Below are 20,972 nucleotides of genomic sequence, written 5' to 3'. Positions count from 1 at the left end.
CTGCCGGCCCTTCAGCGCGTGAACCGGTCTTTCAGCGGGGCGTCTCCGCCGCCTCCGCGGCCACCGATCGTGCCCACCGGTAGTCCGCCTTGCCGCTCGGGGACCGCTGGATGGAGTCGGTGATCACCAGCTGCCGCGGGATCTTGTAACCCGCCAGATGGGTACGGCAGTGGGTCTGGATCTCGTCCAGGGAGGGCCGGCCCCCGCCTTCCCGCAGTTGCACCACGGCCGCCACATGGTTGCCCCACGTCTCGTCGGGCACTCCTGCCACCAGCGCGTCGTACACATCGGGGTGCGACTTGAGCGCCTGTTCGACCTCCTCCGGATACACCTTCTCGCCACCGGTGTTGATGCACTGCGAGCCGCGGCCCAGCACGGTGACGATGCCCTCCTCGTCCACGGTCGCCATGTCGCCGAGCAGCACCCAGCGCTCGCCGTCCTTCTCGAAGAAGGTCTCGGCGGTCTTCCTCGGGTCGTTGTAGTAGCCGAGAGGCACGTGTCCGCGCTGCGCGATGCGTCCGGGCTCGCCGACGGCGACCGGTTCGTACGTCGCCGGGTCCACCACCCGCGTACGGGAGTTGACCTGGATGCGGAAGCCGCGCCCTGGGCCCGAGTCGGCGGTCGCCGTGCCGTTGAAGCCGGACTCCGAGGAGCCGAAGTTGTTGAGCAGCATCACGTTCGGCACGAGGGTCTGGAACTGGGCGCGCACCGTCTCCGACATGATCGCGCCGGACGAGGAGACGCTGAACAGGGAGGAGCAGTCGGTGCCCTTCATCGATCCGTTCAGCGCGTCGATCAGTGGCCGGAGCATCGCGTCGCCGACCAGCGACACGCTCGTCACCTTCTCCTTCTCGATGGTCCGCAGCACCTGGTCGGGCACGAACTTGCTGTGGATCACGATGCGTTGACCGAAGTGGAAGCCGATGAAGGCGGTGAGGGTCGAGGTGCCGTGCATCAGTGGAGCCGTGGGGAAGAAGGTGATCCCGTCGCCGCCGGCCGCGACCCGCTCGGCCAGCTCCTCCGGCTTCTTCACCGGGTCACCGGTCGGAGCGCCGCCGCCCAACCCCGAGAAGAACAGGTCCTCCTGACGCCACATCACCCCCTTCGGCATTCCGGTCGTGCCGCCGGTGTAGATGATGAACTGGTCGTCGGCCGACCGTGGCGGGAAGCCCCGCCCGGGGGACCCGGTGGCCTCGGCGGCGGTGAAGTCCAGGGCCGGCAGCGGGGGTGCGTCCAGGGCCGGAACCCCCACCCGCATGAGGAGGCGCAGCGCCGGGGTGCGCGGCAGGGCCGCGGCCACCCGCTCGGTGAACTCCGCGTCGAAGACCAGCGCGACCAGGTCGGCGTCCCGGTAGAGGTAGATCAACTCCTCCTCGACGTACCGGTAGTTGACGTTGACCGGTACGATCCGCGCCTTCAGGCACCCGAGGACGGTCTGCAGGTACTCGATGCCGTTGTAGAGGTGCAGTCCGAGGTGCTCACCGGGGCGGATGCCGCTGTCGATCAGCTGGTGGGCGATGCGGTTGGCCGCCGCGTCCAGCTCCGCGTAGGTGCGGCGGCGCTCGGCCCCCGTACCGGGATGGTCGATGTGGACCAGTGCCTCACGGTCGGGGACCACGTCGACCACCGACTCGAACAGGTCGGCAAGGTTGTACTCCACCGCTCCTCCAGACCCCGGCAAGCATCGACGGACTTCGACGTGCGTCATCGCTTCGCCGGTCATCAGAGCAAAGCCCGCCTCAACTGTGAAGGGTCCGCGCAGAAGAAATCTGACTGCCTGTCAGAAAACCCTTGAACTGCTTCGGCGCCTCCTGCAACCTGTTCTCGTTCCTGAGACGGGAGGACGGCTATGGGTGGGACGGAACACCTCACCGTGCAGCGCGAAGGCGCCACACTGGTGCTCACGCTCAACAGGCCCGAGGCCAAGAACGCGCTCTCGCTGCCGATGCTGGTCGGCCTGTACGACGGCTGGGTCGAGGCCGACGAGGACGACGCCATCCGCTCGATCGTCCTGACCGGCGCGGGCGGCGCGTTCTGCGCGGGCATGGACCTCAAGGCCCTCGCGGGCAAGGGGATGGAGGGGCAGGAGCACCGGGAGCGCCTGACGGCCGACCCCGATCTGCACTGGAAGGCGATGCTGCGTCATCACCGGCCGCGTAAACCCGTGATCGCCGCGGTCGAGGGCCACTGTGTGGCCGGCGGCACCGAGATCCTCCAGGGGACCGACATCCGGGTCGCGGGGGAGTCCGCCACGTTCGGGCTCTTCGAGGTGCGGCGCGGGCTGTTTCCGATCGGGGGCTCGACGGTGCGGCTCCAGCGGCAGATCCCGCGTACGCACGCGCTGGAGATGCTGCTGACCGGGCGGCCGTACTCGGCGCGGGAGGCCGCCGGCATCGGGCTGATCGGGCATGTCGTGCCCGACGGGACCGCGCTGGAGAAGGCCCTCGGTATTGCCGAGCAGGTCAACGCGTGCGGGCCGCTCGCCGTCGAGGCGGTGAAGGCGTCCGTGTACGAGACCGCCGAGATGAGCGAGCCGGAGGGGCTGGCTGCCGAGCTGAAGCGGGGGTGGCCGGTGTTCGACACCGCCGATGCGAAGGAAGGGGCTCGGGCCTTCGCCGAGCGGCGACCTCCGGTCTATCGGCGGGAGTGACGTGCCGTCAGCGGGACGGTCTGTTGCTGCGGGTCCGATGTGGCTGGGCGCGCAGTTCCCCGCGCCCCTGACGGGCGCCACCCCTGGCGGGGTGCTGCCCCTGAAGGGGCCGAGAGCCCCCTGTGTGTGAGGAGATGCCGTGCCTGAAGTGCTCAAAGCTCCGCTTGTCGTCGAGTTTCCTTTTACGCGGTCCCTCGGGCCCGTTCAGAGCGCGTTTCTGACCGGGCTGCGTGAGCGGGTCGTCCTGGGGGTGAGGACCGTCGACGGGCGCACGCTGGTGCCGCCCGTCGAGTACGACCCCGTCACCTCCGAAGAGCTGAGCGAGCTCGTCGAGGTCGCCGGGACCGGGACCGTCACCACCTGGGCCTGGAATCATGAGTCCCGTCGGGGGCAGCCGCTGGACCGGCCCTTCGCCTGGGTGCTGGTACGTCTCGACGGGGCCGACACCGGGCTGCTGCACGCTCTCGACGCCCCCGGCGGGCCCGACTCCGTGCACACCGGTATGCGCGTCCGGGTCCGCTGGGCAGGTGAACGCTCCGGTGCCATCACGGACATCGCCTGCTTCGAGCCCCACGACGACGGCATCGCCGAACTCACCGGCAGTGACGGGCGGTTCGAGAACCCGGTGACCGGCATCGTCGCGCCCGCCCGGCTCGACTACACGTACTCGCCGGGCCGTGCCCAGAGCGCCTACATCCACGCGCTCGCCGAGCGGCGGGTCGTCGGGGAGCGCTGCCCGTCGTGCCGCAAGGTGTACGTCCCACCGAGGGGTGCGTGTCCCACATGTGGGGTGGCCACATCGGAACGGGTCGAAGTGGGTCCGCGCGGCACAGTGACGACCTACTGCATCGTCAACATCAAGGCGAAGAACCTCGACATCGAGGTGCCGTACGTCTACGCGCACATCGCTCTCGACGGCGCCGACCTCGCCCTGCACGGCCGGATCGGCGGCATCCCCTACGACCAGGTGCGCATGGGGCTGCGGGTCGAGCCGGTGTGGTCGGACGGGGGCGGCCATCCCGACCACTACCGGCCCACCGGCGAACCCGACGCGGACTACGAGACGTACAAGGAGCTGTTGTAGATGCCCGCACCGAGGTCCGCCCCCCGCCCGCTCAGGGACATCGCCGTCGTCGCCTTCGCGCAGACCGACCACCGGCGCACCAGCGACGAGCTCTCCGAGGTGGAGATGCTCATGCCGGTCCTGCACCGGGTGCTGGCGCAGACCGGGCTGAGGACCAGCGACATCGGCTTCACCTGCTCCGGCTCCACGGACTATCTCGCGGGCCGGGCCTTCTCCTTCACCATGGCCCTGGACGGCGTGGGCGCCTGGCCGCCGATCTCCGAGTCGCATGTGGAGATGGACGGGGCGTGGGCGCTGTACGAGGCCTGGACGAAGCTCCTCACCGGCGACGTGGACACCGCGCTGGTGTACGCGTACGGCAAGTCGTCCCCCGGCTCCGTACGCGATGTGCTGACGCGACAGCTCGATCCGTACTACGTGGCCCCCCTGTGGCCCGACTCCGTCGCGCTGGCCGCCCTCCAGGCGCAGGCGCTCATCGACGCGGGCGACACGGACGAGCCGGCGCTCGCCGCCGTCGCCACTCGCAGCCGGGCCTCCGCCACCGGCAACTCCCATGCGCAGCTGCGGGGTTCGGTGCCACGGGGCGAGCACGCCGTACGCCCTCTGCGCACCGGAGACTGTCCCCCCATCGGGGACGGGGCCGCCGCCGTGATCCTCGCAGCGGGGGAGCGGGCCCGTGAACTGTGCGAGCGGCCCGCCTGGATACGGGGCATCGACCACCGCATCGAGGCGCACGGCCTGGGGGTACGCGATCTGACCGACTCACCCTCCGCGCGGCTGGCGGCGGAACGGGCGGGTGCCTTCGAACGGCCGGTGGACACCGCTGAGTTGCACGCGCCTTTCACCTCCCAGGAAGTGGTGCTGCGCAAAGCCCTGCGGCTGGGTGAAGGTGTCGACGTCAATCCGTCCGGGGGAGCGCTCGCCGCCAATCCCATCATGGCCGCGGGGCTCATCCGGATCGGCGAGGCCGCCGCCCGGATCGGGCGCGGTGACTCCGACCGGGCGCTGGCACACGCCACTTCGGGTCCCTGCCTGCAACAGAACCTGGTCGCCGTACTGGAAGGAGACCCGCGATGAGCCCCGCAACCCGCCCGGCGTCGAGTCGGGCATCGAGCCCGGCGTCGAGTCAGGCAACGACCCCCGCGACGGGCAAGGAGCCCGTGGCCGTCGTCGGGATCGGCCAGACCAAGCACGTGGCGGCCCGACGGGACGTGTCGATCGCGGGACTCGTCCGCGAGGCAGCCCGACGGGCGCTCGAAGACGCCGAGTTGACCTGGGCCGACATCGACGCCGTCGTCATCGGCAAGGCGCCCGACTTCTTCGAGGGCGTCATGATGCCCGAGCTGTACCTCGCCGACGCCCTCGGCGCGGTCGGCAAACCCATGCTGCGCGTCCACACCGCGGGCTCCGTCGGCGGTTCGACCGCGCTCGTCGCCACGAACCTGATCGCGGGCCGCGTCCACGGCACCGTACTGACCCTCGCCTACGAGAAGCAGTCCGAGTCGAACGCCATGTGGGGCCTGTCCCTGCCGATCCCCTTCCAGCAACCCCTGCTCGCCGGAGCGGGCGGTTTCTTCGCCCCGCACGTGCGCGCCTACATGCGGCGCACCGGCGCGCCCGACACGGTCGGCTCCCTGGTCGCGTACAAGGACCGCCGCAACGCGCTCAAGAACCCGTACGCGCATCTGCACGAGCACGACATCACGCTGGAGAAGGTCCAGGCCTCGCCGATGCTCTGGGACCCGATCCGCTACTCGGAGACCTGCCCGTCCTCCGACGGCGCCTGCGCGATGGTCCTCACCGACCGGGCGGGCGCGGCCCGTTCGCCGCGGCCGGCCGCCTGGATGCACGGCGGTGCGATGCGCAGCGAACCGACGCTCTTCGCGGGCAAGGACTTCGTCTCGCCACAGGCCGGCAAGGACTGCGCGGCCGACGTGTACCGGCAGGCGGGCATCGCGGACCCCCGCCGGGACATCGACGCGGTCGAGATGTACGTCCCGTTCTCCTGGTACGAGCCGATGTGGCTGGAGAATCTGGGCTTCGCCGACGAGGGCGAGGGCTGGAAGCTCACCGAGTCCGGGGTCACGGAACTGGACGGCGACCTTCCGGTGAACATGTCGGGCGGGGTGCTCTCCACCAACCCCATCGGGGCCTCCGGGATGATCCGCTTCGCCGAAGCCGCACTCCAGGTGCGTGGCCAGGCCGGAGAACACCAGGTCGACGGCGCCCGCCGGGTCCTCGGGCACGCCTACGGCGGCGGCTCCCAGTTCTTCTCGATGTGGCTGGTCGGAGCCGAGCCGCCCACCTCCTGAACTGTCCTTCTTACGTGGCCTGTGCGCGGCAGGTGCCGAAAGCTAGGCTGGCCGCGGACGACGAACCGGGAGGAGCACGGACGTGGCCGAGAGCACCATCCAGCAGCACCCGCTCGCGGGCTGGGACAAGCCGGAGCTTGACCTCAGCAGCGCCGACTGGCATTCGAGCAGCCGTGGGCGGGGGGATGTCCAGATCGCCTTTGTCGAGGGTTTCATCGCGATGCGCAACAGCGGCCGCCCGGAAAGCCCGTCCTTGATCTTCACGCCCGCGGAGTGGGGCGCGTTCGTGTCGGGGGCGCGGGAGGGGGAGTTCGACCTCACCTGAGATCCGGCCTCGGCCGGGATCCGACCTGACTCACGAGTCGACCCCCTGAGGGAATCGGCCCGGTGTGAGCTCCGGTCGCCGGCTGAGGAGGGGGAGTTTCCCGTCCCTTTTTCCGGACACGCGATCTTCGACCCCTTCCTGGGGTCCTGCCTGAGCGAGGCCGGCCACAGGAAGCGGAAGAAGACGTTCCGGAGGCGAGATTCCCATGAACACCCACGGGACGCCGTCGAACGGCTCAACGCACGGGCCGCCCAGGTTCCGACCGTCCAGGTGCTGTCGTGGACCGAGGGCGCCGAACCCGTCGTACGCCAGGAACCGTTCGTACGCCAGGAACTGCTCGTACGGCAGGAACCGCTCGTACGGCACGAATCAATGCGGCGGCAGGAACCGTTCGTACGCCAAGACCCCTCCGCAGGTCAGGGGCCCGCATATGACGGGTCGACCCTCGCGCCGACCCTTGCCCGCGCCGCCATCGCCTTTCTCGCGAGCACCGACCGGCAGCGGTTGCGCGCCTGCCACGCACCGCGCTGTGTGCGCTACTTCCTCAAGGACCACCCGCGCCAGGAGTGGTGCGAACCCTCGTACGGAAACCGTGCCCGTGTCGCCCGCCACCACGAGCGGCACAAGAAAACGGCATAACCTCCTGGCATGAGCGGAGCGAGCGGTGGAACGGGCGCGGAACGTGACCTCGGTCGGCTGCTGAGCGGTATGGAACCCGCCCTGCACCCCGGCCGCTACGTCTTCACCGCCGTCCCCGGCAGCACGGCACCCCCTGGTCTCTCACCCGTCGTCACCGTCGTCGAGGACGAGGGCCTCACCCTCGTCGTCGAACAGGAGGACGCCGACAGGGCACGTCTGACCTACGACTACGTGGCCGGGTGGATCACTCTGCGCATCCACTCGGCGCTGGACGCCGTCGGGCTCACGGCCGCCGTCGCCCAGGCACTCGCCGCAGAGGGTCTGAGCTGCAACGTCGTCGCGGGCTTCCACCACGACCACCTCTTCGTCCCGCACGAGCGGGCCGCCGAGGCCGTGACCCTGCTGGAACAGCTGGCCGAACGCTCCGGTCGGTAACGGCCGGACCGGCCCGTGGCACTCGCCCCCGGCGTACGCTGAGGTGCCTGTAAGCCACGGTGCGCACCGTCTCCCCGCGTCGGCCGCACCACCGTGGCAGGGGGTGCGTCATGGGGCGGCAGGGCATGCGGAGCAGCGGAACGCTCTTCGAGCGCGAGATGGAACTCGCCGCGGTGGACGAGGCGTTGGGCGAGGTGACCGGGCTGCGCACGGGCACCTACGGACTTGGCCCGGACCCCCTCGGACTCCGTGCGACCGCCACCGGGGCTCACCCGGACACCCCCGAGCCCCCTCAGCCGCAGCGAACGGCTCATGAACCGCACCGCGAAGCCACCGAACGTCACCGCGAAGGCACCGAAGCGCACCGGCCCGGCACCGAGCCGCACCGCGAAGGCGCCGAGGCGCACCGGCCAGGCACCGAACGTCACCGGCCAGGCGCCGAGCCGCACCGCAAAGGCATGTGGCCCCGTCGAAAAGGCGCCGCGCCGCAACGGGACACCACCTCTCCCAGGAACACCACCTCTCCCGGGAGCACCACCCCTCCCAGGAGCACCGCCCCTCTCAGAGACGGCGCCGAGCCGCCCGACCGGCCCCGGGGCGGGCTGCTCGCCTTCGCCGGACGGGCCGGTATCGGCAAGACGAGCCTCCTCGCCGAAGTGCGCAGGCGCGCCGAGGCCATGGGCTGCACGGTCCTGTCCGCACGAGGCGGCGACCAGGAACAGCGCGTCGCCTTCCACGTCGCACGCCAACTCCTCCAACCCCAGCTCGCGGGCGTCCCGGAGGCCGAACTCCGTACCTCGCTGGGCAGTTGGTACGCCATCGTCGGACCCGCGCTCGGCCTGTGCGCTACCACGGAGGGCTCGCCGCCCGACCAGCAGGGCCTGCGCGACGGCCTCGACTGGGTCCTCACCCATCTCGCCGTGCGCCGGGCCCCGATGGTGCTCGTCCTCGACGACGCGCACTGGGCCGACCCCGAGTCGCTGCAGTGGCTCGCCGCGTTCGCGCCCCGCGCCGAACAACTGCCCCTGCTCCTCGTCGTCGCCTACCGTCCCGACGAACTCCCGGACCACGCCGAGGCGTTCAGAGGTCTGCCCGGCCGTGCGGGCGGGCGCCCCCTCGACCTGGAACCGCTGAGCGCCGACGCCGTCGCCCGCCTGGTCCGCGAGAGCCTCGGCACGCGGGCCGACGACGCGTTCTGCCGTGAGTGCTGGGCCGTCACCGCGGGCAACCCGTTCGAGACCGTCGAACTCACCGCGAAGGTACGCGACCGCGGCCTGACCCCGACCGAACCCGGCGCGCACCTGCTGCGCGACCTGGCCGCCGCGGTCAAGGGCAGTGGCCTCGTCGCCCGCCTCGAACGCCTGGGCACCTCCACCGTCCGCTTCGCCTGGGCCTGCGCCCTCCTCGGCACCGAGATCTCCCCGACGCTCGCCACGGCCGTGGCGGGCCTCGGCTCCGAGGAGGCGGCCGACGCGGCGGACGCCCTGCGCGACGCCCGTATCCTCACCGGCGCCGGGACGGGCGAGGGCCCTCTCGAATTCGTCCACCCGCTCATCGCCACCGCCGTCTACCGGGCCATCCCCGGCAGCTTCCGGGTCGCCCTGCACGGACAGGCCGCCTGGTGCGTCATCGACGCGGGGCTCGGCCCGTCCGCCGCCGCCCGCCACCTCATGGAGACCCACCCCGACGGTGACACCTGGGTCGTCCAGCAACTGCGGGCCGCCGCCCGCGAGACCCTGCGCGCCGGAGCACCCGACGCCGCGCGCCGCCACCTGGCCCGCGCCCTGCGGGAACCCCCGCCCCTCGCGGAACGCGCAGCCGTCCTCTACGAACTCGGCTGCGCCTCCCTGCTCACCGAACCGGCGACCACCGTCAACCATCTGCGGGCCGCCCTCGAAGAGCCGATCGACGACCCCGGACTGCGCCACAACATCGTCTACCGGCTCTCCCAGGTCCTCGCCCACAGCGACCGGCTCGGCGAGGCCTCCGACACCCTCGCCCGCGAGATCAAGGTGACCGGGGACGTACGCGTACGACTGCGGATGCAGTCGGAACAGTTCATGTGGGACGCCTTCCGCGCCGACGAACCCGAATCACCGGCCCGCTCCCGCCGGCTGGCCCGGCTCGCCGACCGCCTCACCGGCCGCGACCTCACCGAACGCTATGTGATCGGCCTGCGCGCCTGGGACGCCACCCTGCGCGGCGAACCCGCCCACATCGCCGTCCACCACGCGGAGCGCGCCCTGGCCGGCGGCTTCGGCTGGGCCGAGGCCGACCGCGGATTCGAGGTGCCCGTCCTCGTCGCCCTCACTTTCATGTACGCCGACCGGCCGGGGCGCACCGAGGAACTGTTCGCCGCCGGGATCGCCGACTTCGAACGGCAGGGCTGGCACGGCGCCCACCTCTCCTTCGGCTACACCCTGCTGGCGTACGTACGCTTCCGCCGGGGCCGGCTCGCCGAGGCCGAGGACTTCGTCCGCGCGGGGCTCAGGCTCGCCGAGCGGGTCGGCCCCGGCACCCCGGCCCACTGGTACGCGGTCGGCATCCTCGTCGAGGTCCTCCTCGCCCGCGGCCGGCTCACCGAGGCCACGCAGCTCGCCGAGGACCACGCCTTCGAGGAGCCGTTCCCCGCCGCCGTGGTCTTCCCCGACTCCCAGACCGTGCACGGTGAGCTGCTGCTGGCCAGGGGCCTGGCGAAGGACGCCGCCGCCGAACTCGCCGCGGCCGGGCGCCGCCTCAACCCGCGCGGCATGCGCAACCCCGCCTGGTGCCCGTGGCAGCTGCACCTGGCCCGCGCCGAGAGCCACGACGCCCCGGAACGGGCCGTGGCCACGGCGGCCGACGCGGTGCGGCGGGCCCGGCTGTACGGAGCGCCGTCGGCGGTCGGCCAGGCGCTGCGCGCGGCGGCCGACGTCTCCTCGGGACTGGCCCGCGTCAACCTCCTGGAGGAGGCCGTCGACCATCTGGAGCGCTCCCCGGCAGCGTACGAACTGGCCTGCGCGCTGGTCGCCCTCGGCGCCGAGCTGCGCCGCGGCAGCCGTCCCGGAGAGGCCGCCGAGCACCTCTACCGGGGGCTCGACGCGGCCGTGCAGTGCGGCGCCGACGGACTGGCCGAGGCGGCACGCGACGAACTGCAGGCCGCCGGGCTGCGGCCCCGCCGCCTGCACAGCGCGGAGACGGACACGCTCACCGCCCGGGAGTGCGCGGTCGCGGAACTGGCCGTGCGGGGCCTCACCACGGCGGCCATCGCCGAACAGCTCCACACGGAGGAGACGACGGTGGTACGGCTGCTGTCGGCGGTGTACCGGAAGGTGGGAACGGAGCGCACGGGGCTCGGAGCGGCGCTGGGGACGGCGAGGAGGGAGAGCCCCGGCGCATAGGGGGCCGCTCGGCGATCCCTCCCGGGGATCCGTGCGTCTCCGGGTCCGTGGCCGCCGACCCCCCGGCCGTACGCCCTCCGATGCACGTACCATTGCGGCATGTCCTTCCTCCGCCGCCGTAGCGCCACTCCCGCCGGGCCAGACTTCGACGTTCTGGCCATGGATCCGGGCGACTGGCCGGGCAATCTCGGCGCGGGCCTGCTGCCCGCCCCCGATGGCAGCTGCCAGGGTGTGTTCCTGCGTTACGACCTGTTCGGCGGCCGCGGTCCGGCGATGATCATCGGCAATCTGCCGGAGGGCTCACCGGCCCGGGAGGTCGCCGAGGGAGAGGTCCCGTTCGAGGTGGCCCAGCTGCTGCAGGCGCTGGAGAACGACGAAGAGGTCGTCGTCACCGGAGCCGAGGACATGCCGGTCATGCAGGGTGACAACCTCCTCATCGTGCGCCGCCTGAAGCTCTCCGAGACGCGGATCTCCTGTGTGCAGTTCGACCGCAGCGACAAGGTCCTCGTGACGATCGCCGCCTGGGACCGCCCCATCACCGACGACCTGTACGCGCTGCTGAAGCCGCTGCCCGCGGAGCTGTTCCAGCAGGGCTGAACCTTCTCGCCAGGGGTCATGCCCTTTCGGTCACCCGCCCGGTGCGTCGATGAAGTGGAAGCCGGGGCGCGGGTGCATGAGGAAGTCGTGGTGGGAGATGTTCCACGCGTAGGCACCCGCCAGCCCGAACGCCACCCGGTCGCCCGCGCGCAACGCCGCCGCGGGGACGTTCCTGGCCAGGACGTCCTTCGGCGTGCACAACTGGCCGGTCAGCGTGACCAGTTCGCCTCGGGCGGCCGGCCGGACCCACGGATGCGGCCAGTCCTCCACCGTCAGCAGGGTGCAGGGCTGGTCGTGCCCCTTGGTCGCCGGAGTGCGCAGGTGGTGCGTGCCGCCGCGCACCACCGCGAACTCCTCGCCGTGACTCGGCTTCACGTCCAGGACTTCGGTGGCGTACCAGCCGCAGTACGCCGTCAGGGCCCGCCCGGGTTCGACACGCACCACCAGATCCGGGTGCCGCGACAGGAGCCGGGCGAGCCCGGCACCGTACGCGACCCAGTCGAAGCGCTCGTCGGGGGCCGTGTAGTCGACCGTCATGCCCCCGCCGACGTTGACCTCCGCCGGCCGGACCCCGTGCCGCTCCGAGAGCCGGACGGCCCACTCCACGACGGACTCGGCCACCGCGAACTGCTCGGGAGCCCGGAGTCCGCTCGCCAGATGGGCGTGCACACCCTTGAGTTCGAGCTGCGGGTATGTGTCATCGGTGAGCAGACCCATGACCGTGTCCGCCTGGGCCGGGTCCAGGCCGAAGGGGGAGGGACGCCCGCCCATGGCGAGGGAACTCGCCGCCAACGAGCCCGCGGCCACCGGGAGGTTGAAGCGCGGCAGCACGCCCACCCGGCCGGCGGGCAGCACCCGCCGGGCCAGTTCGGCCAGCATGTGCAGCTCGTACTCGCTCTCCACATGGAAACGCTCCACGCCCAGCTCCAGCGCGGCGACGATCTCGGCGGGGGTCTTGCCGGGCCCGCCGAAGGCCAGCGGGCGGCCCGGCACCGCCTGGGCGACATGGGCGAGTTCACCGCCCGAGGCGACCTCGTAGCCGTCCACGTACGCACTCAGCGCGGCCAGGATCTCCGGCTCCGGGTTGGCCTTCGCCGCGTAGTACAGCTCGACGCGCTCGGGCAGTGAGGCTCGCACGGCCGCCGCGTGCGCGCGCAGCGCCGCCAAGTCGTAGAGGTAGGCGGGGAGTTCGCCGGAGGGCAGGGAGAGCACCCGGTTCCGTACGGCGTCGGTGGGATCGGTCATCGGGTGCCCCCGGTAGCGGCAGCGGCATCGGTTGATGCAGTGATCGGCTCGCCGAGGGGCGAGGGCAGCCGGACGTATCCGGCCTCGCGGTCGGCCTTGCGCTCCCAGCGGGTCAGCAGGTTCGCCTTGGCGGGCAGGGGCACGCCCGCGAGCAGCGCGGCCAGCGGCGGCGGGCAGCCGTAGCGGTCGGCGTACGTCCTCAGGGCGCCCCGGACCTCGGCCCACAACGCGGCCTCGGCACGGGGGTGCAGATCGGCGAGGGCCGCGAGCAGCTCGGCGACGTGGTTCACGAGCAGGCAGTAGACGATCCGGTCCCAGCCGCGCTGCGCGTCGTACGTCATCGGGCCCGCGACCTCGGGCGGCAGCGAGGCGAGGGTCCCGGCGTGCCGCTCGGGCAGCAGCTTGGTGCCCTCCAGGTCACGGAAGAGGACCTGGGCGGGCATGCCGTCGCCGTCGACGCAGATCAGCACGTTCTGCAGATGGGGTTCCAGTACGAGGCCGTGGTCGAAGTAGGCGGCGAGTACGGGCGGCACGAGGAGCCGCAGGTAGGCGGCCCACCAGTCGAGTGCGGCCCGAGGCCCGGCCCCGTCGAGGAGCCGGGAGATGTGCGCGGCACCGGTGGGGTACTCGTCCGCCACGGCGCCCGCGAGCAGCGGGGTGGTGCCGGGCAGGAGCCGGTGGGCCAGGCCCTCGCGGACGATGACGCCGAAGCCTTCGAGCAGGTCGCGGTCCGGTGTCCCGTCGGGGCCCGCCAGGGCGAGACTGCGGTAGGCGGGCTCGCGGAGCACCGCGCTGCCGGGGAACCGTTCGGCCAGGTCGGCCAGTACCGGACCCAGCACCCGGGTGAGCGCGACGGCGCCGGACAGTTCGTAACTGGCGTTCTTGCGCAGGCAGTTGGTGATCCTGATGTTCAGGCTGAACTTCAGGAACGACTCACCGTCGTACAGGGTCCGGACGGAGGCGGTGGCGGCGAACGGCCTGCCGGCCTGCCCGAGGTCGAGGACGTCCCCGCGCCCGAGAGCCGCGCGCAGCGCCGGGTGCTCGCGCAGCATGTCGTACTGCCAGGGGTGCGCGGGCAGCAGCCGGTAGCCCTCGGGGAGGGAGGCGGGTGCGGTCAGCCGGTCGAGTGCGTCCAGGGCGCCGGGCTCCGCGGACTCCTCCGCGATCAGGTGTGCGCGCACGGCGAGGTGCCGCAGCGGGAAGGCCGCGGCGGCCTCAGGCGCGTAGGCGGGCCAGGAGTCGGCGTCCCCGGTGCGGGCCTTGGGCGTGGGGTGGAAGCGGTGCCCGAACAGCAGCGACTGCTCGGAGTCGAGATAGGCGGCGACGGGCGTGTCCGCCGCTGCCGGGCCGGTCCCGCGCCGAACGCGCTGAGCCCCGGTCCGTACGGCGAAGGACGCGGCGATGCTCCGGTGGCTGGAGTCGATCTGGTCGAGGAACTCCTCGTTGCGCACGCCGGTCCGCAGGGACAGTTCGTCCTGTGTGTGCTCCGCCAGTCGCCGCCAGTCGATCTCGCTCCAGTCGCCGTCGGCCGTCCGCTCACTCACCGGTCCGCTGAAGCGATGTGCGCCGAGCATCGACGTGCGGCGCAACGCGACCCGCAGCAGCACACCGCGGCGGGGCAGCCGCAGCAGCAGATGGCGGTCGGTGAGGGCGGTCTGGTGTTCGGGGGCCGACACCTCGCGCACCAGGCAGTTGAGGAGCGTGTGCGCCACGACCTCGTCCGCGCTGGGGAGTTGACCCTGTGGCGCGGGATCGGGAGCGGGGCCGGTGGTGCGGCGGGGTGCGTCGAGGGAGGTGCTACCGAGGGTCTCGGTCAGCGAGGGCATGTGCGGCTCCAGCAAGTGCGAAGAGAGCGAAGAACGGTCGCGCGTCGAAAGATCCTGGCGTGGGCGGCGGAGGGGGCCGGCAGCGTCGGGCCTCACCCCTCATGACGAAGTCCCGACGCTGCGCAGGTAGTTGGGTCCGCTGGTGTAGTGCTTGTTGATGTCCGCCGCGCCCGAGCGTTCCTTGGTGAGGAGCGTTCCGGCGGTGACCATGGCCTTGACCGGCAGGCGCGGCGCGTCGAGCACCTGGGCCCGCAGCACGGCACCGGGCTCGCCCGCTCCCGTACCGAGCCGTTCGATCGCCTCGGCGAGCCGGTCGCGCACGAGCCTCAACAGCACCGGAAGGGGTGCCCGACCGTGCCCCGCCAGCCCGAAGGCGTAGGCCCCCGCGCACAGATGGACCGTAATGGTGGTGAACAGGTCGACAACCGGCCCGTCTCCCTCGGTGAAGGTCCTGACGTCGTCGAAGCCGGCGGGTCCCGGCGCCTCGGTCCCCAGCCGCTCGCGCAGCCGTACGGTGTTGATGCGCGGCCCGTCGTTGTCCTTCAGCAGCAGCCGCAGCCGGGTACGGCCGTCCTGCCGCCGGTCCAGCACCAGTGAGATGTTCTGCTGGTGCGACTCAAGCGCTATCCCGTACCCGAACAGGGTGGTCTGCCAGTCGAAGAGCAGGGTGAGGCATGCGTCCAGCAGTCCGAGGACGTCACCGGCGTAGAAACGGTCGGCCAGATGGTCGACGACCAGCAGTCCGCCGGGTGCTTCGGCCAGGAGCGCGGCCATGGGTACGACGACGGAGTCCTGGAGGCCGTCGGGGTACCGCCGGAACAGCGCGCCGAGCAGTTCGTGCCCGGCATGCGCGTACACGGTCTCGTCGGCGTGCAGGATCGTGCTCGCGAAGCGCGGTTCGCGGTCGATGATCCGCTCGATCAGACGTTGTCCCGCGGCCCCGTCGAGGAGGGTGCCGGGTTTGATGGTCCGCCGGTTGCGCAGGCCCAGTGTGGCGGTGGCCAGAGGGAGTTTGATGTGCAGGAACGGCTGCGCGGACAGGGCCACGGTACGCATCGACAGGGTCGGCACGGCTTCGAGGTAAGCCCGGTCGGCGAGCACGGACCGCTCGGACAGCCCGGTGGCGCGCAGGGCCCCTTCCAGTGCGGGCCCGACAGTCAACGGGTGTACGGGCAGGGCCACATGCGTGCTGTCGAGTCCCGTCAGTCCGAGTCGTGCGGGGGTGGGCCAGCCGTCCGGCGGAGTCCCGGTGACCGCGTCCCGTGGCAGCGCGATCCAGCGCAGGGCGAAACGTGGCGCCAACTCCGGCGCGTACGCGCGCAGTTGCCGCTCGTCCAAGCCGGAGCGGCCGCGTGCGGTGGGGTAGACGGGGTGGTCCAGGTGGGCGGCGAGGGTGTCGTACGCCAGCGCTGCGGACATGCCCGACCAACGTGCGGGCGCAGGCCCATGACGGTCGGTCAGCTCTTTGGTCACCTCGTCGCGGACCGCCGTGTGCAGCCGCATGGTGGCCAGTGTCTGACGGCACTCCTCGGCGAACACGTCGAAGCCGTCCCGGTCGAGGGGATCCGCGAGGTCGCGCAGGGCGGCGAGGATCGTGTCGCACGACCGGTAGGAGACGGACTCCTCGGAGGCACTGAACTCCCCAACAACCAGGGGAAGTCGGGCCGTGTACTCGCACTGGAAGCCGTCCTCGGTGACCGGCAGCAGAAGGGACTGCCCCTCGCCGGTGTCCCGTCGCAGCCAGGCGCCGTCCGGCCGGTGCACGAGCCTGCCGGACGAGCGCAGGCCGACGACGTCCTCGCGCAGCAGGGCGCCGAGTACCCGGATCACCAGCGCGCCCTGCGAGGCGTCGGCCTCCGCGCCACCGGCGCCGGTACCGGGGAGCGCACCGATCACGGCTGGATCTCCCACCGCTGCCCGGCCAGGAACCCGGCCACCGCCCTGTCCACGTCCGCCTGGACGGTCCCGGTCGCCCTCACCACGCCGAGGAAGTCGCGGTTGGTGCGGTACACCTCGTGCCGCTCACCGATCGCGCGCAGCGGCCGATAGGTCAACCGCACCCCGTCCGCGTCGAGTTCGGTCGCGGCGGGAGCCGCCGTCAGCGTTCCCGCGCTCTGTGCGCACGGGTAGTCCAGCCGGGCCACGCCGTCGCGCCGCTCACCGAGCGAGGCGGGCAGGGGCTCACCCAGATGAGTACGCAGAATGTGCTCGAAGAGCGGGATCTCCAGCAGACGGGCCAGCAGCAGATCGCACTGGTCGCCTATGGCACGGTAGTTGACCTCGATGATCCTCGCCCGTCCCTCGTGCACCACGAACTCGGTGTGACAGGCGCCGAAACCCACGCCGAGAGCGTCGAGTTGGGCGAGCACCTGGGCGACGACCGCTTCGGGGTGGGCCGCGACGAAGGTCAGCCGCTCCTCTATGAAGTACGGCGGCGGGGACAGCACGGTGTGGAAGCCGCCCAGGACGTGACGGACGCGACCGTCGCCGAGCGTCTCCAGGGTGTACAGCTCGCCCGGCAGAAACTCCTCGACTACCAGGGCGGCCCCGGGGCGCCGGCCCCGGATCTCCGCGCACCGGGCCACCAGTTCCCCGGGGTCCTCGACGCGTACGACGTCCTCGCTGGCCACACCCTCACGCGGCTTGACGACACACGGGTACGGCACGTCGAGAGCGGCCACGTCCGTGTCCTCGGCGACCTCCGCCGACCACACCGGGTCCGCGCCGGCGGACGCGAGACGGCGTCGCATCTCCGCCTTGTCCTTGGTGCGCAGGGCAACCCGCCAGTCCTTGCCCGGCAGACCGAAGTAGTCGGCGGCCAGTGCGGTCTGGGTCTGCAGATGATCACTGTTGGAGAAGACCGCGTCGGGGCGGCCGAGCGTCGAGATACAGGTGATGACGGAACGGAAGTCGCGGACGTCGCACTCCACGATCCTGGTCTGCGGATATACGCGCCGATGGGCGTCCGGCTGATCGGTGAGCACGGTCACGTCGAGACCGAGCCGTGCGGCGGCGGGCAGAAACCCCTCCGTGACGGAATCGGTGGGGTTGCGGGCAAGCAGATACATACGCACGCGGGGAGCAACTTCCGCTCGTGGGTGGGCGGGTGAGGACGAGCGGCCGACCGGTGAGCCGTGGTGAGGCAGGGCTCTGCCCGCGCAGGCGCGGCCTGTTCGGTCGCAGTCACATTAAGTGAATTCACGGTGGGCATGTTCTGTTTCTCTACCGGCCATGGAGGTGCTGTGACGTGCGCCTCCCTTGATCGTTGCTCAGGGGGTGTCGTCACGCACTGCTGTTAGCGATCTCTATACTAAGGTAAGGCTTACCTGCTTTTCTTGCTTTCCCCCTTGCGCACAGGAGTACCGATGACCGTGGCCCTGGAGACCGTGTCGACCGGTGCGCCCACGACCGTGTCCGGCCTGCTCGGCGACGCGTACCGGCAACTGGTCCAGGTGTGCCCGGCGTTGACGGCGCGTGTGGCGGACCCGGCGGCGGACTTCACCCGAACGGGCTTCAGCGGGGCGGAGTTGACGAAAGATCAGGGGGCCCTGGAGGCGTTCCTGTCGGCCGAGGACTCCCGTATCCGGGAGCGTTACGACCACGTCCCGCGCCGCGATGTCGCCGCCTCCCGTGCCCTGCACGACTACGCGTGGTCGGTCGGCCTGCTGATGAGCGGCGTCTGGTACCTCACCGGCCGGGTGCCGCGCGTCCGCCCCGAGGACGTACGGATCGACCTGTCGTCCGGCACGTTCGAGATCACCCCCGGACCGGACCTGGCCTGTCTGCCGGACGATTCGGCAGGCACGCTCCCCGGCGTCCTGACCGTCCCTCACGAGGAAGCACTGCGCGCGGAGTTGAGGGTCGCCGTCGCCGACCACATGGAGCCGCTGCTCTCCGCCATCGGCCCCTACATCCGCCGCGGACCACGCGCGCTGTGGGGCCTGGTCACCGACGACCTCGTCTCCGGCATCTGGTACCTGGGCCGCATGCTGGGCCGCGAACCGGACTCCGTGCGGGCCGCCACCGCACTCCTGCCCTCCGCCGTCACGCCCTTCCCCGGCGGCGCGGACTTCCGCCACCTCACCGGCGGCGACGGCCGGCAGCACCCGACCCGCACCCGGCTGGGCTGCTGCCTCTACTACACGATCCGCCCCGCCGAGGCATGCGCCACCTGCCCGCGCACCTGCGACGCCGAGCGGCTGCGCCGGATCGAGTCCTGAGACCCGGCGCAGCCTCCCCGCTCCGGCTCAGGGGGACGGCATCACCCGCACATCGGCGGCCCGTACGAACGCCACCCGGTGCCCGAACTGGATCTCGTAGTACATGTCCGAACCCCGCACCACCCGGTGCGGTGTCGTGTCGAAGGTCGGCGCGTAGAAGTACTCGCCCGGCACCTTGTCACCGACCGCGTACTTCTGCCCCGCGAGCAGCTTGTACGGCAGCGGCGAGACCGCCTGGACGGGCACACCCGCCGGGTACGCCTCCTTCTCCGGGTACGCGCGCCCGTACACGGGGATGTCCGCCGCCCCGGCCTTCGGGGTGAGGACGGCACCGGCCGCGTCCACCGCCGTCGGCTGCTTCGCCGGATTCCTGAACCAGGCCTTCTGACCGAGGTACCAGATCGCGGTCCAGTCGCCGTCGCGCCCGGCGACCGCGTACCGCTGCCCGGTGGACACCCGTGAGCCCAGGTCGTTCACGCCGGTCGTGGAGTCGCCACCGCCGGGCCGCAGACCGATGTCCTTGATCAGCGGGGCGTCCTCGCGCGGCTCGGTGTAGAGGCGTACGGCACTGGATCCATGGGCCGCGCAGGGCTCCGTCGCCGAGACGCAGCCGGTGAACACCGGTTTGTTCGTGGAGAACTTCGGCGCGATCGTCACCAGCCCGCCCTTCGGCCCGGCCGTGGCACGCAGCGGCTTGCCGAGCAGCGCGAAGTAGTGCTGCCAGTCCCAGTACGGGCCCGGGTCCGTGTGCATCCCCGGGATCGTCGCGGTCGTCGTGCCGGGCACGGTGTCGTGGCCGAGGATGTGCTGCCGGTCGAGCGGGATGCCGTACTTCTTGGCGAGGTACGTCACCAGTCGCGCCGACGACCGGTACATCGCCTCCGTGTACCAGGTGTCGGGCGCGGTCAGGAAACCCTCGTGCTCCAGGCCGATCGACTTCGCGTTGATGTACCAGTTGCCCGCGTGCCAGGCCACGTCCTTGGCCTTCACATGCTGGGCGATGTGCCCGTCGGTGGAGCGCAGGGTGTACTGCCACGACACATACGTCGGGTCCTGCACCATGTCGAGGACGCCGTCCCAGGCGCCCTCGGTGTCGTGGACGACGATGTACTTGATGCTCTGGGACTTCGGCCGGTCGCCCAGATCGTGGTTGCCGTAGTCACCGTCCCCGAACTCCTCGTACGGCGCCGGGATCCACTCGCAGGACACGGTCGACGGACACTCGGTGGTACCCGCGGCCGGCGCCCGCAGCCCCGCGGCCCTCAGCTGGGCCGTCGCCGGGCGCAACCGCGGCTGCGCGGCCAGCGTCATCCGCTGCCCGCCGTCCGTCGTGCGCTCCTCACCGCGGCGGATCACGTCGAAGACGTCGTCGGCGTACGTCGCCGCCGTCGCCGTGTCATCGGCACCCGAGTAGCGCGCCACCGCTCCGTACCAGTCGGCCGCGTCGTCGCTGAGCGGCTCGCCGAGCTGCTTCTGGGCCGCCGCCAGCAGCGCGGCGCCGCCCGCCACGTTCGCGGCGGCGTCCGTCCGCAGCCGCTCCGCGGGGATGCCGCTCAGCTCGGCGGCCGTCGTCAGCGTCTTGAGGCGGGCCGGGAGCTCGGCGTTCTCCGGCACCCGAGTGTCCGCACCCTGCGGGTCGGGAACCTCCGAGTCGGGCAGGCGGGCGCCGCGTGAGTCGTCGCCCCGCGGGTCCTCCGTACCGTCGCCGTGGTGCGAGGCCGCCGTCCGGGCGATCGCCGTCCGGGCGTCGGTCAGATGCATCGGGCCGTAGCCGCCCGTCACGCTCGGAGCCCCCTCGTGCGCGTCCCACCGGGACTGCAGGTACGAGACGGCCAGGAGCACGCTCTGCGGTACGTCGTACGCGTCGGCGGCGTTGGCGAAAGCATTCTGCAGATGCGCGGAGGGCAGGGAGGACGGCTGCGCGGAGGACGCGGGCGTCCAGCCGCCGTCGCCGTCGACGCCGCCGTCGTACGGGGCGGCACCGAGCAGAGGCAGCAGCAGCGCGGCCGAGGCGACGGCACCCGCGGTCCGGCGGGCACGTCTGTGCCGGGCGGAAGGGCTGGGGTCGGTGGGGGATCCTCGCAAAGCAGGCCTCCTGGGACGATCGGGCGTGACGGTGCGTACGGGGGCGGGTGTGCGTCAGTGGTACCGGCTGTCCGACGATCCGTCAATCATTCCCAGAGGCGGACGATTTCCCACGTCAGCGGTGGGAGTTCACCGATTTCGGTGCGGTGGCGACCCGGCCTGCGAGGCGTCAGT

At 71.6% G+C, this 20,972-nt stretch carries 15 protein-coding genes and 1 pseudogene; 10 read left to right on the top strand and 6 right to left on the bottom strand.

Annotated features, from left to right (window positions below):
- Positions 1-31: 31 nt before the first annotated feature.
- Positions 32-1,660, bottom strand: a complete 1,629-nt coding sequence (locus C6Y14_RS25110; protein WP_107019082.1) for an acyl-CoA synthetase — start codon at positions 1,658-1,660, stop codon at positions 32-34.
- 189 nt (positions 1,661-1,849) lie between these two features.
- Between C6Y14_RS25110 and C6Y14_RS25105 the strand changes: the two genes are divergently transcribed.
- The 9 genes and pseudogenes from C6Y14_RS25105 (at position 1,850) to C6Y14_RS25065 (ending at position 11,422) form a co-directional block, all read left to right on the top strand.
- Entirely contained in the window at positions 1,850-2,650 is an 801-nt protein-coding gene (locus C6Y14_RS25105) for a crotonase/enoyl-CoA hydratase family protein (RefSeq protein WP_107019081.1), read from the top strand.
- A 139-nt stretch (positions 2,651-2,789) separates the two neighbouring features.
- Entirely contained in the window at positions 2,790-3,734 is a 945-nt protein-coding gene (locus tag C6Y14_RS25100; RefSeq protein ID WP_107019080.1) for a Zn-ribbon domain-containing OB-fold protein, read from the top strand.
- Entirely contained in the window at positions 3,735-4,811 is a 1,077-nt protein-coding gene (locus C6Y14_RS25095; RefSeq protein ID WP_107019079.1) for a thiolase domain-containing protein, read from the top strand.
- Positions 4,808-6,046 carry a thiolase domain-containing protein gene (locus C6Y14_RS25090; RefSeq protein ID WP_225891261.1) on the top strand — a complete coding sequence of 413 codons (1,239 nt, stop codon included), beginning with the start codon at positions 4,808-4,810 and terminating at the stop codon, positions 6,044-6,046. Before C6Y14_RS25095 ends, C6Y14_RS25090 begins: the two co-directional genes overlap by 4 nt.
- 82 nt (positions 6,047-6,128) lie before the next feature.
- Positions 6,129-6,371 carry a DUF397 domain-containing protein gene (locus tag C6Y14_RS25085; RefSeq protein WP_107019077.1) on the top strand — a complete coding sequence of 81 codons (243 nt, stop codon included), beginning with the start codon at positions 6,129-6,131 and terminating at the stop codon, positions 6,369-6,371.
- Positions 6,372-6,590: 219 nt separating this feature from the next.
- Positions 6,591-7,010: pseudogene (locus C6Y14_RS45145) on the top strand (CGNR zinc finger domain-containing protein); the annotation flags it as partial.
- A gap of 9 nt (positions 7,011-7,019) precedes the next feature.
- Positions 7,020-7,445 (top strand): ACT domain-containing protein, encoded by a 426-nt coding sequence (locus C6Y14_RS25075; protein ID WP_107019076.1) that lies wholly within the window; start codon positions 7,020-7,022, stop codon positions 7,443-7,445.
- 125 nt (positions 7,446-7,570) lie between these two features.
- Positions 7,571-10,825 (top strand): ATP-binding protein, encoded by a 3,255-nt coding sequence (locus C6Y14_RS25070; RefSeq protein ID WP_225891260.1) that lies wholly within the window; start codon positions 7,571-7,573, stop codon positions 10,823-10,825.
- Positions 10,826-10,924: 99 nt separating this feature from the next.
- Entirely contained in the window at positions 10,925-11,422 is a 498-nt protein-coding gene (locus tag C6Y14_RS25065) for a hypothetical protein (RefSeq protein WP_107019075.1), read from the top strand.
- Positions 11,423-11,452: 30 nt separating this feature from the next.
- Here C6Y14_RS25065 and C6Y14_RS25060 read toward each other — a convergent pair whose 3' ends face one another.
- From C6Y14_RS25060 to C6Y14_RS25045, 4 genes are all read right to left on the bottom strand, one after another.
- Complete coding sequence (locus C6Y14_RS25060; protein WP_107019074.1) at positions 11,453-12,667, bottom strand: type III PLP-dependent enzyme; 1,215 nt, start codon at positions 12,665-12,667, stop codon at positions 11,453-11,455.
- On the bottom strand, positions 12,664-14,493 hold the full coding sequence (locus C6Y14_RS25055) for an IucA/IucC family protein (protein ID WP_107019073.1): 1,830 nt from the start codon (positions 14,491-14,493) through the stop codon (positions 12,664-12,666). The genes C6Y14_RS25060 and C6Y14_RS25055 overlap by 4 nt, the downstream gene beginning before the upstream one ends.
- A gap of 99 nt (positions 14,494-14,592) precedes the next feature.
- Positions 14,593-16,389, bottom strand: a complete 1,797-nt coding sequence (locus C6Y14_RS25050; RefSeq protein ID WP_107019072.1) for an IucA/IucC family protein — start codon at positions 16,387-16,389, stop codon at positions 14,593-14,595.
- The gene (locus tag C6Y14_RS25045) at positions 16,386-17,567 is read right to left on the bottom strand and encodes an ATP-grasp domain-containing protein (RefSeq protein ID WP_107019071.1); all 1,182 of its coding nucleotides are present in this window, start codon (positions 17,565-17,567) and stop codon (positions 16,386-16,388) included. Before C6Y14_RS25045 ends, C6Y14_RS25050 begins: the two co-directional genes overlap by 4 nt.
- 291 nt (positions 17,568-17,858) lie before the next feature.
- Here C6Y14_RS25045 and C6Y14_RS25040 point away from each other — a divergent pair, with 291 nt between their 5' ends.
- The gene (locus C6Y14_RS25040; RefSeq protein WP_107019070.1) at positions 17,859-18,713 is read left to right on the top strand and encodes a (2Fe-2S)-binding protein; all 855 of its coding nucleotides are present in this window, start codon (positions 17,859-17,861) and stop codon (positions 18,711-18,713) included.
- 27 nt (positions 18,714-18,740) lie between these two features.
- On the opposite strand, the gene C6Y14_RS25035 is transcribed toward C6Y14_RS25040, so the two are convergent.
- Positions 18,741-20,798 (bottom strand): N-acetylmuramoyl-L-alanine amidase, encoded by a 2,058-nt coding sequence (locus C6Y14_RS25035; RefSeq protein WP_107019069.1) that lies wholly within the window; start codon positions 20,796-20,798, stop codon positions 18,741-18,743.
- Between the last annotated feature and the right edge of the window lie 174 nt (positions 20,799-20,972).

This window comes from Streptomyces dioscori (assembly GCF_003024195.1).
GTDB lineage: Bacteria > Actinomycetota > Actinomycetes > Streptomycetales > Streptomycetaceae > Streptomyces > Streptomyces dioscori.
The sequence above is the reverse complement of the archived record's forward strand: the minus strand, read 5'-3'. Positions and strand labels throughout refer to the sequence as shown.

What these genes read in the sequence shown, in the direction of transcription:
- C6Y14_RS25090 (WP_225891261.1), top strand. Translation starts at nt 4,808, where the DNA reads ATGAGCCCCGCAACCCGCCCGGCGTCGAGTCGGGCATCGAGCCCGGCG.
- C6Y14_RS25055 (WP_107019073.1), bottom strand. Translation starts at nt 14,493, where the DNA reads ATGCCCTCGCTGACCGAGACCCTCGGTAGCACCTCCCTCGACGCACCC.
- C6Y14_RS25075 (WP_107019076.1), top strand. Translation starts at nt 7,020, where the DNA reads ATGAGCGGAGCGAGCGGTGGAACGGGCGCGGAACGTGACCTCGGTCGG.
- C6Y14_RS25105 (WP_107019081.1), top strand. Translation starts at nt 1,850, where the DNA reads ATGGGTGGGACGGAACACCTCACCGTGCAGCGCGAAGGCGCCACACTG.
- C6Y14_RS25065 (WP_107019075.1), top strand. Translation starts at nt 10,925, where the DNA reads ATGTCCTTCCTCCGCCGCCGTAGCGCCACTCCCGCCGGGCCAGACTTC.
- C6Y14_RS25095 (WP_107019079.1), top strand. Translation starts at nt 3,735, where the DNA reads ATGCCCGCACCGAGGTCCGCCCCCCGCCCGCTCAGGGACATCGCCGTC.
- C6Y14_RS25060 (WP_107019074.1), bottom strand. Translation starts at nt 12,667, where the DNA reads ATGACCGATCCCACCGACGCCGTACGGAACCGGGTGCTCTCCCTGCCC.
- C6Y14_RS25070 (WP_225891260.1), top strand. Translation starts at nt 7,571, where the DNA reads ATGCGGAGCAGCGGAACGCTCTTCGAGCGCGAGATGGAACTCGCCGCG.
- C6Y14_RS25040 (WP_107019070.1), top strand. Translation starts at nt 17,859, where the DNA reads ATGACCGTGGCCCTGGAGACCGTGTCGACCGGTGCGCCCACGACCGTG.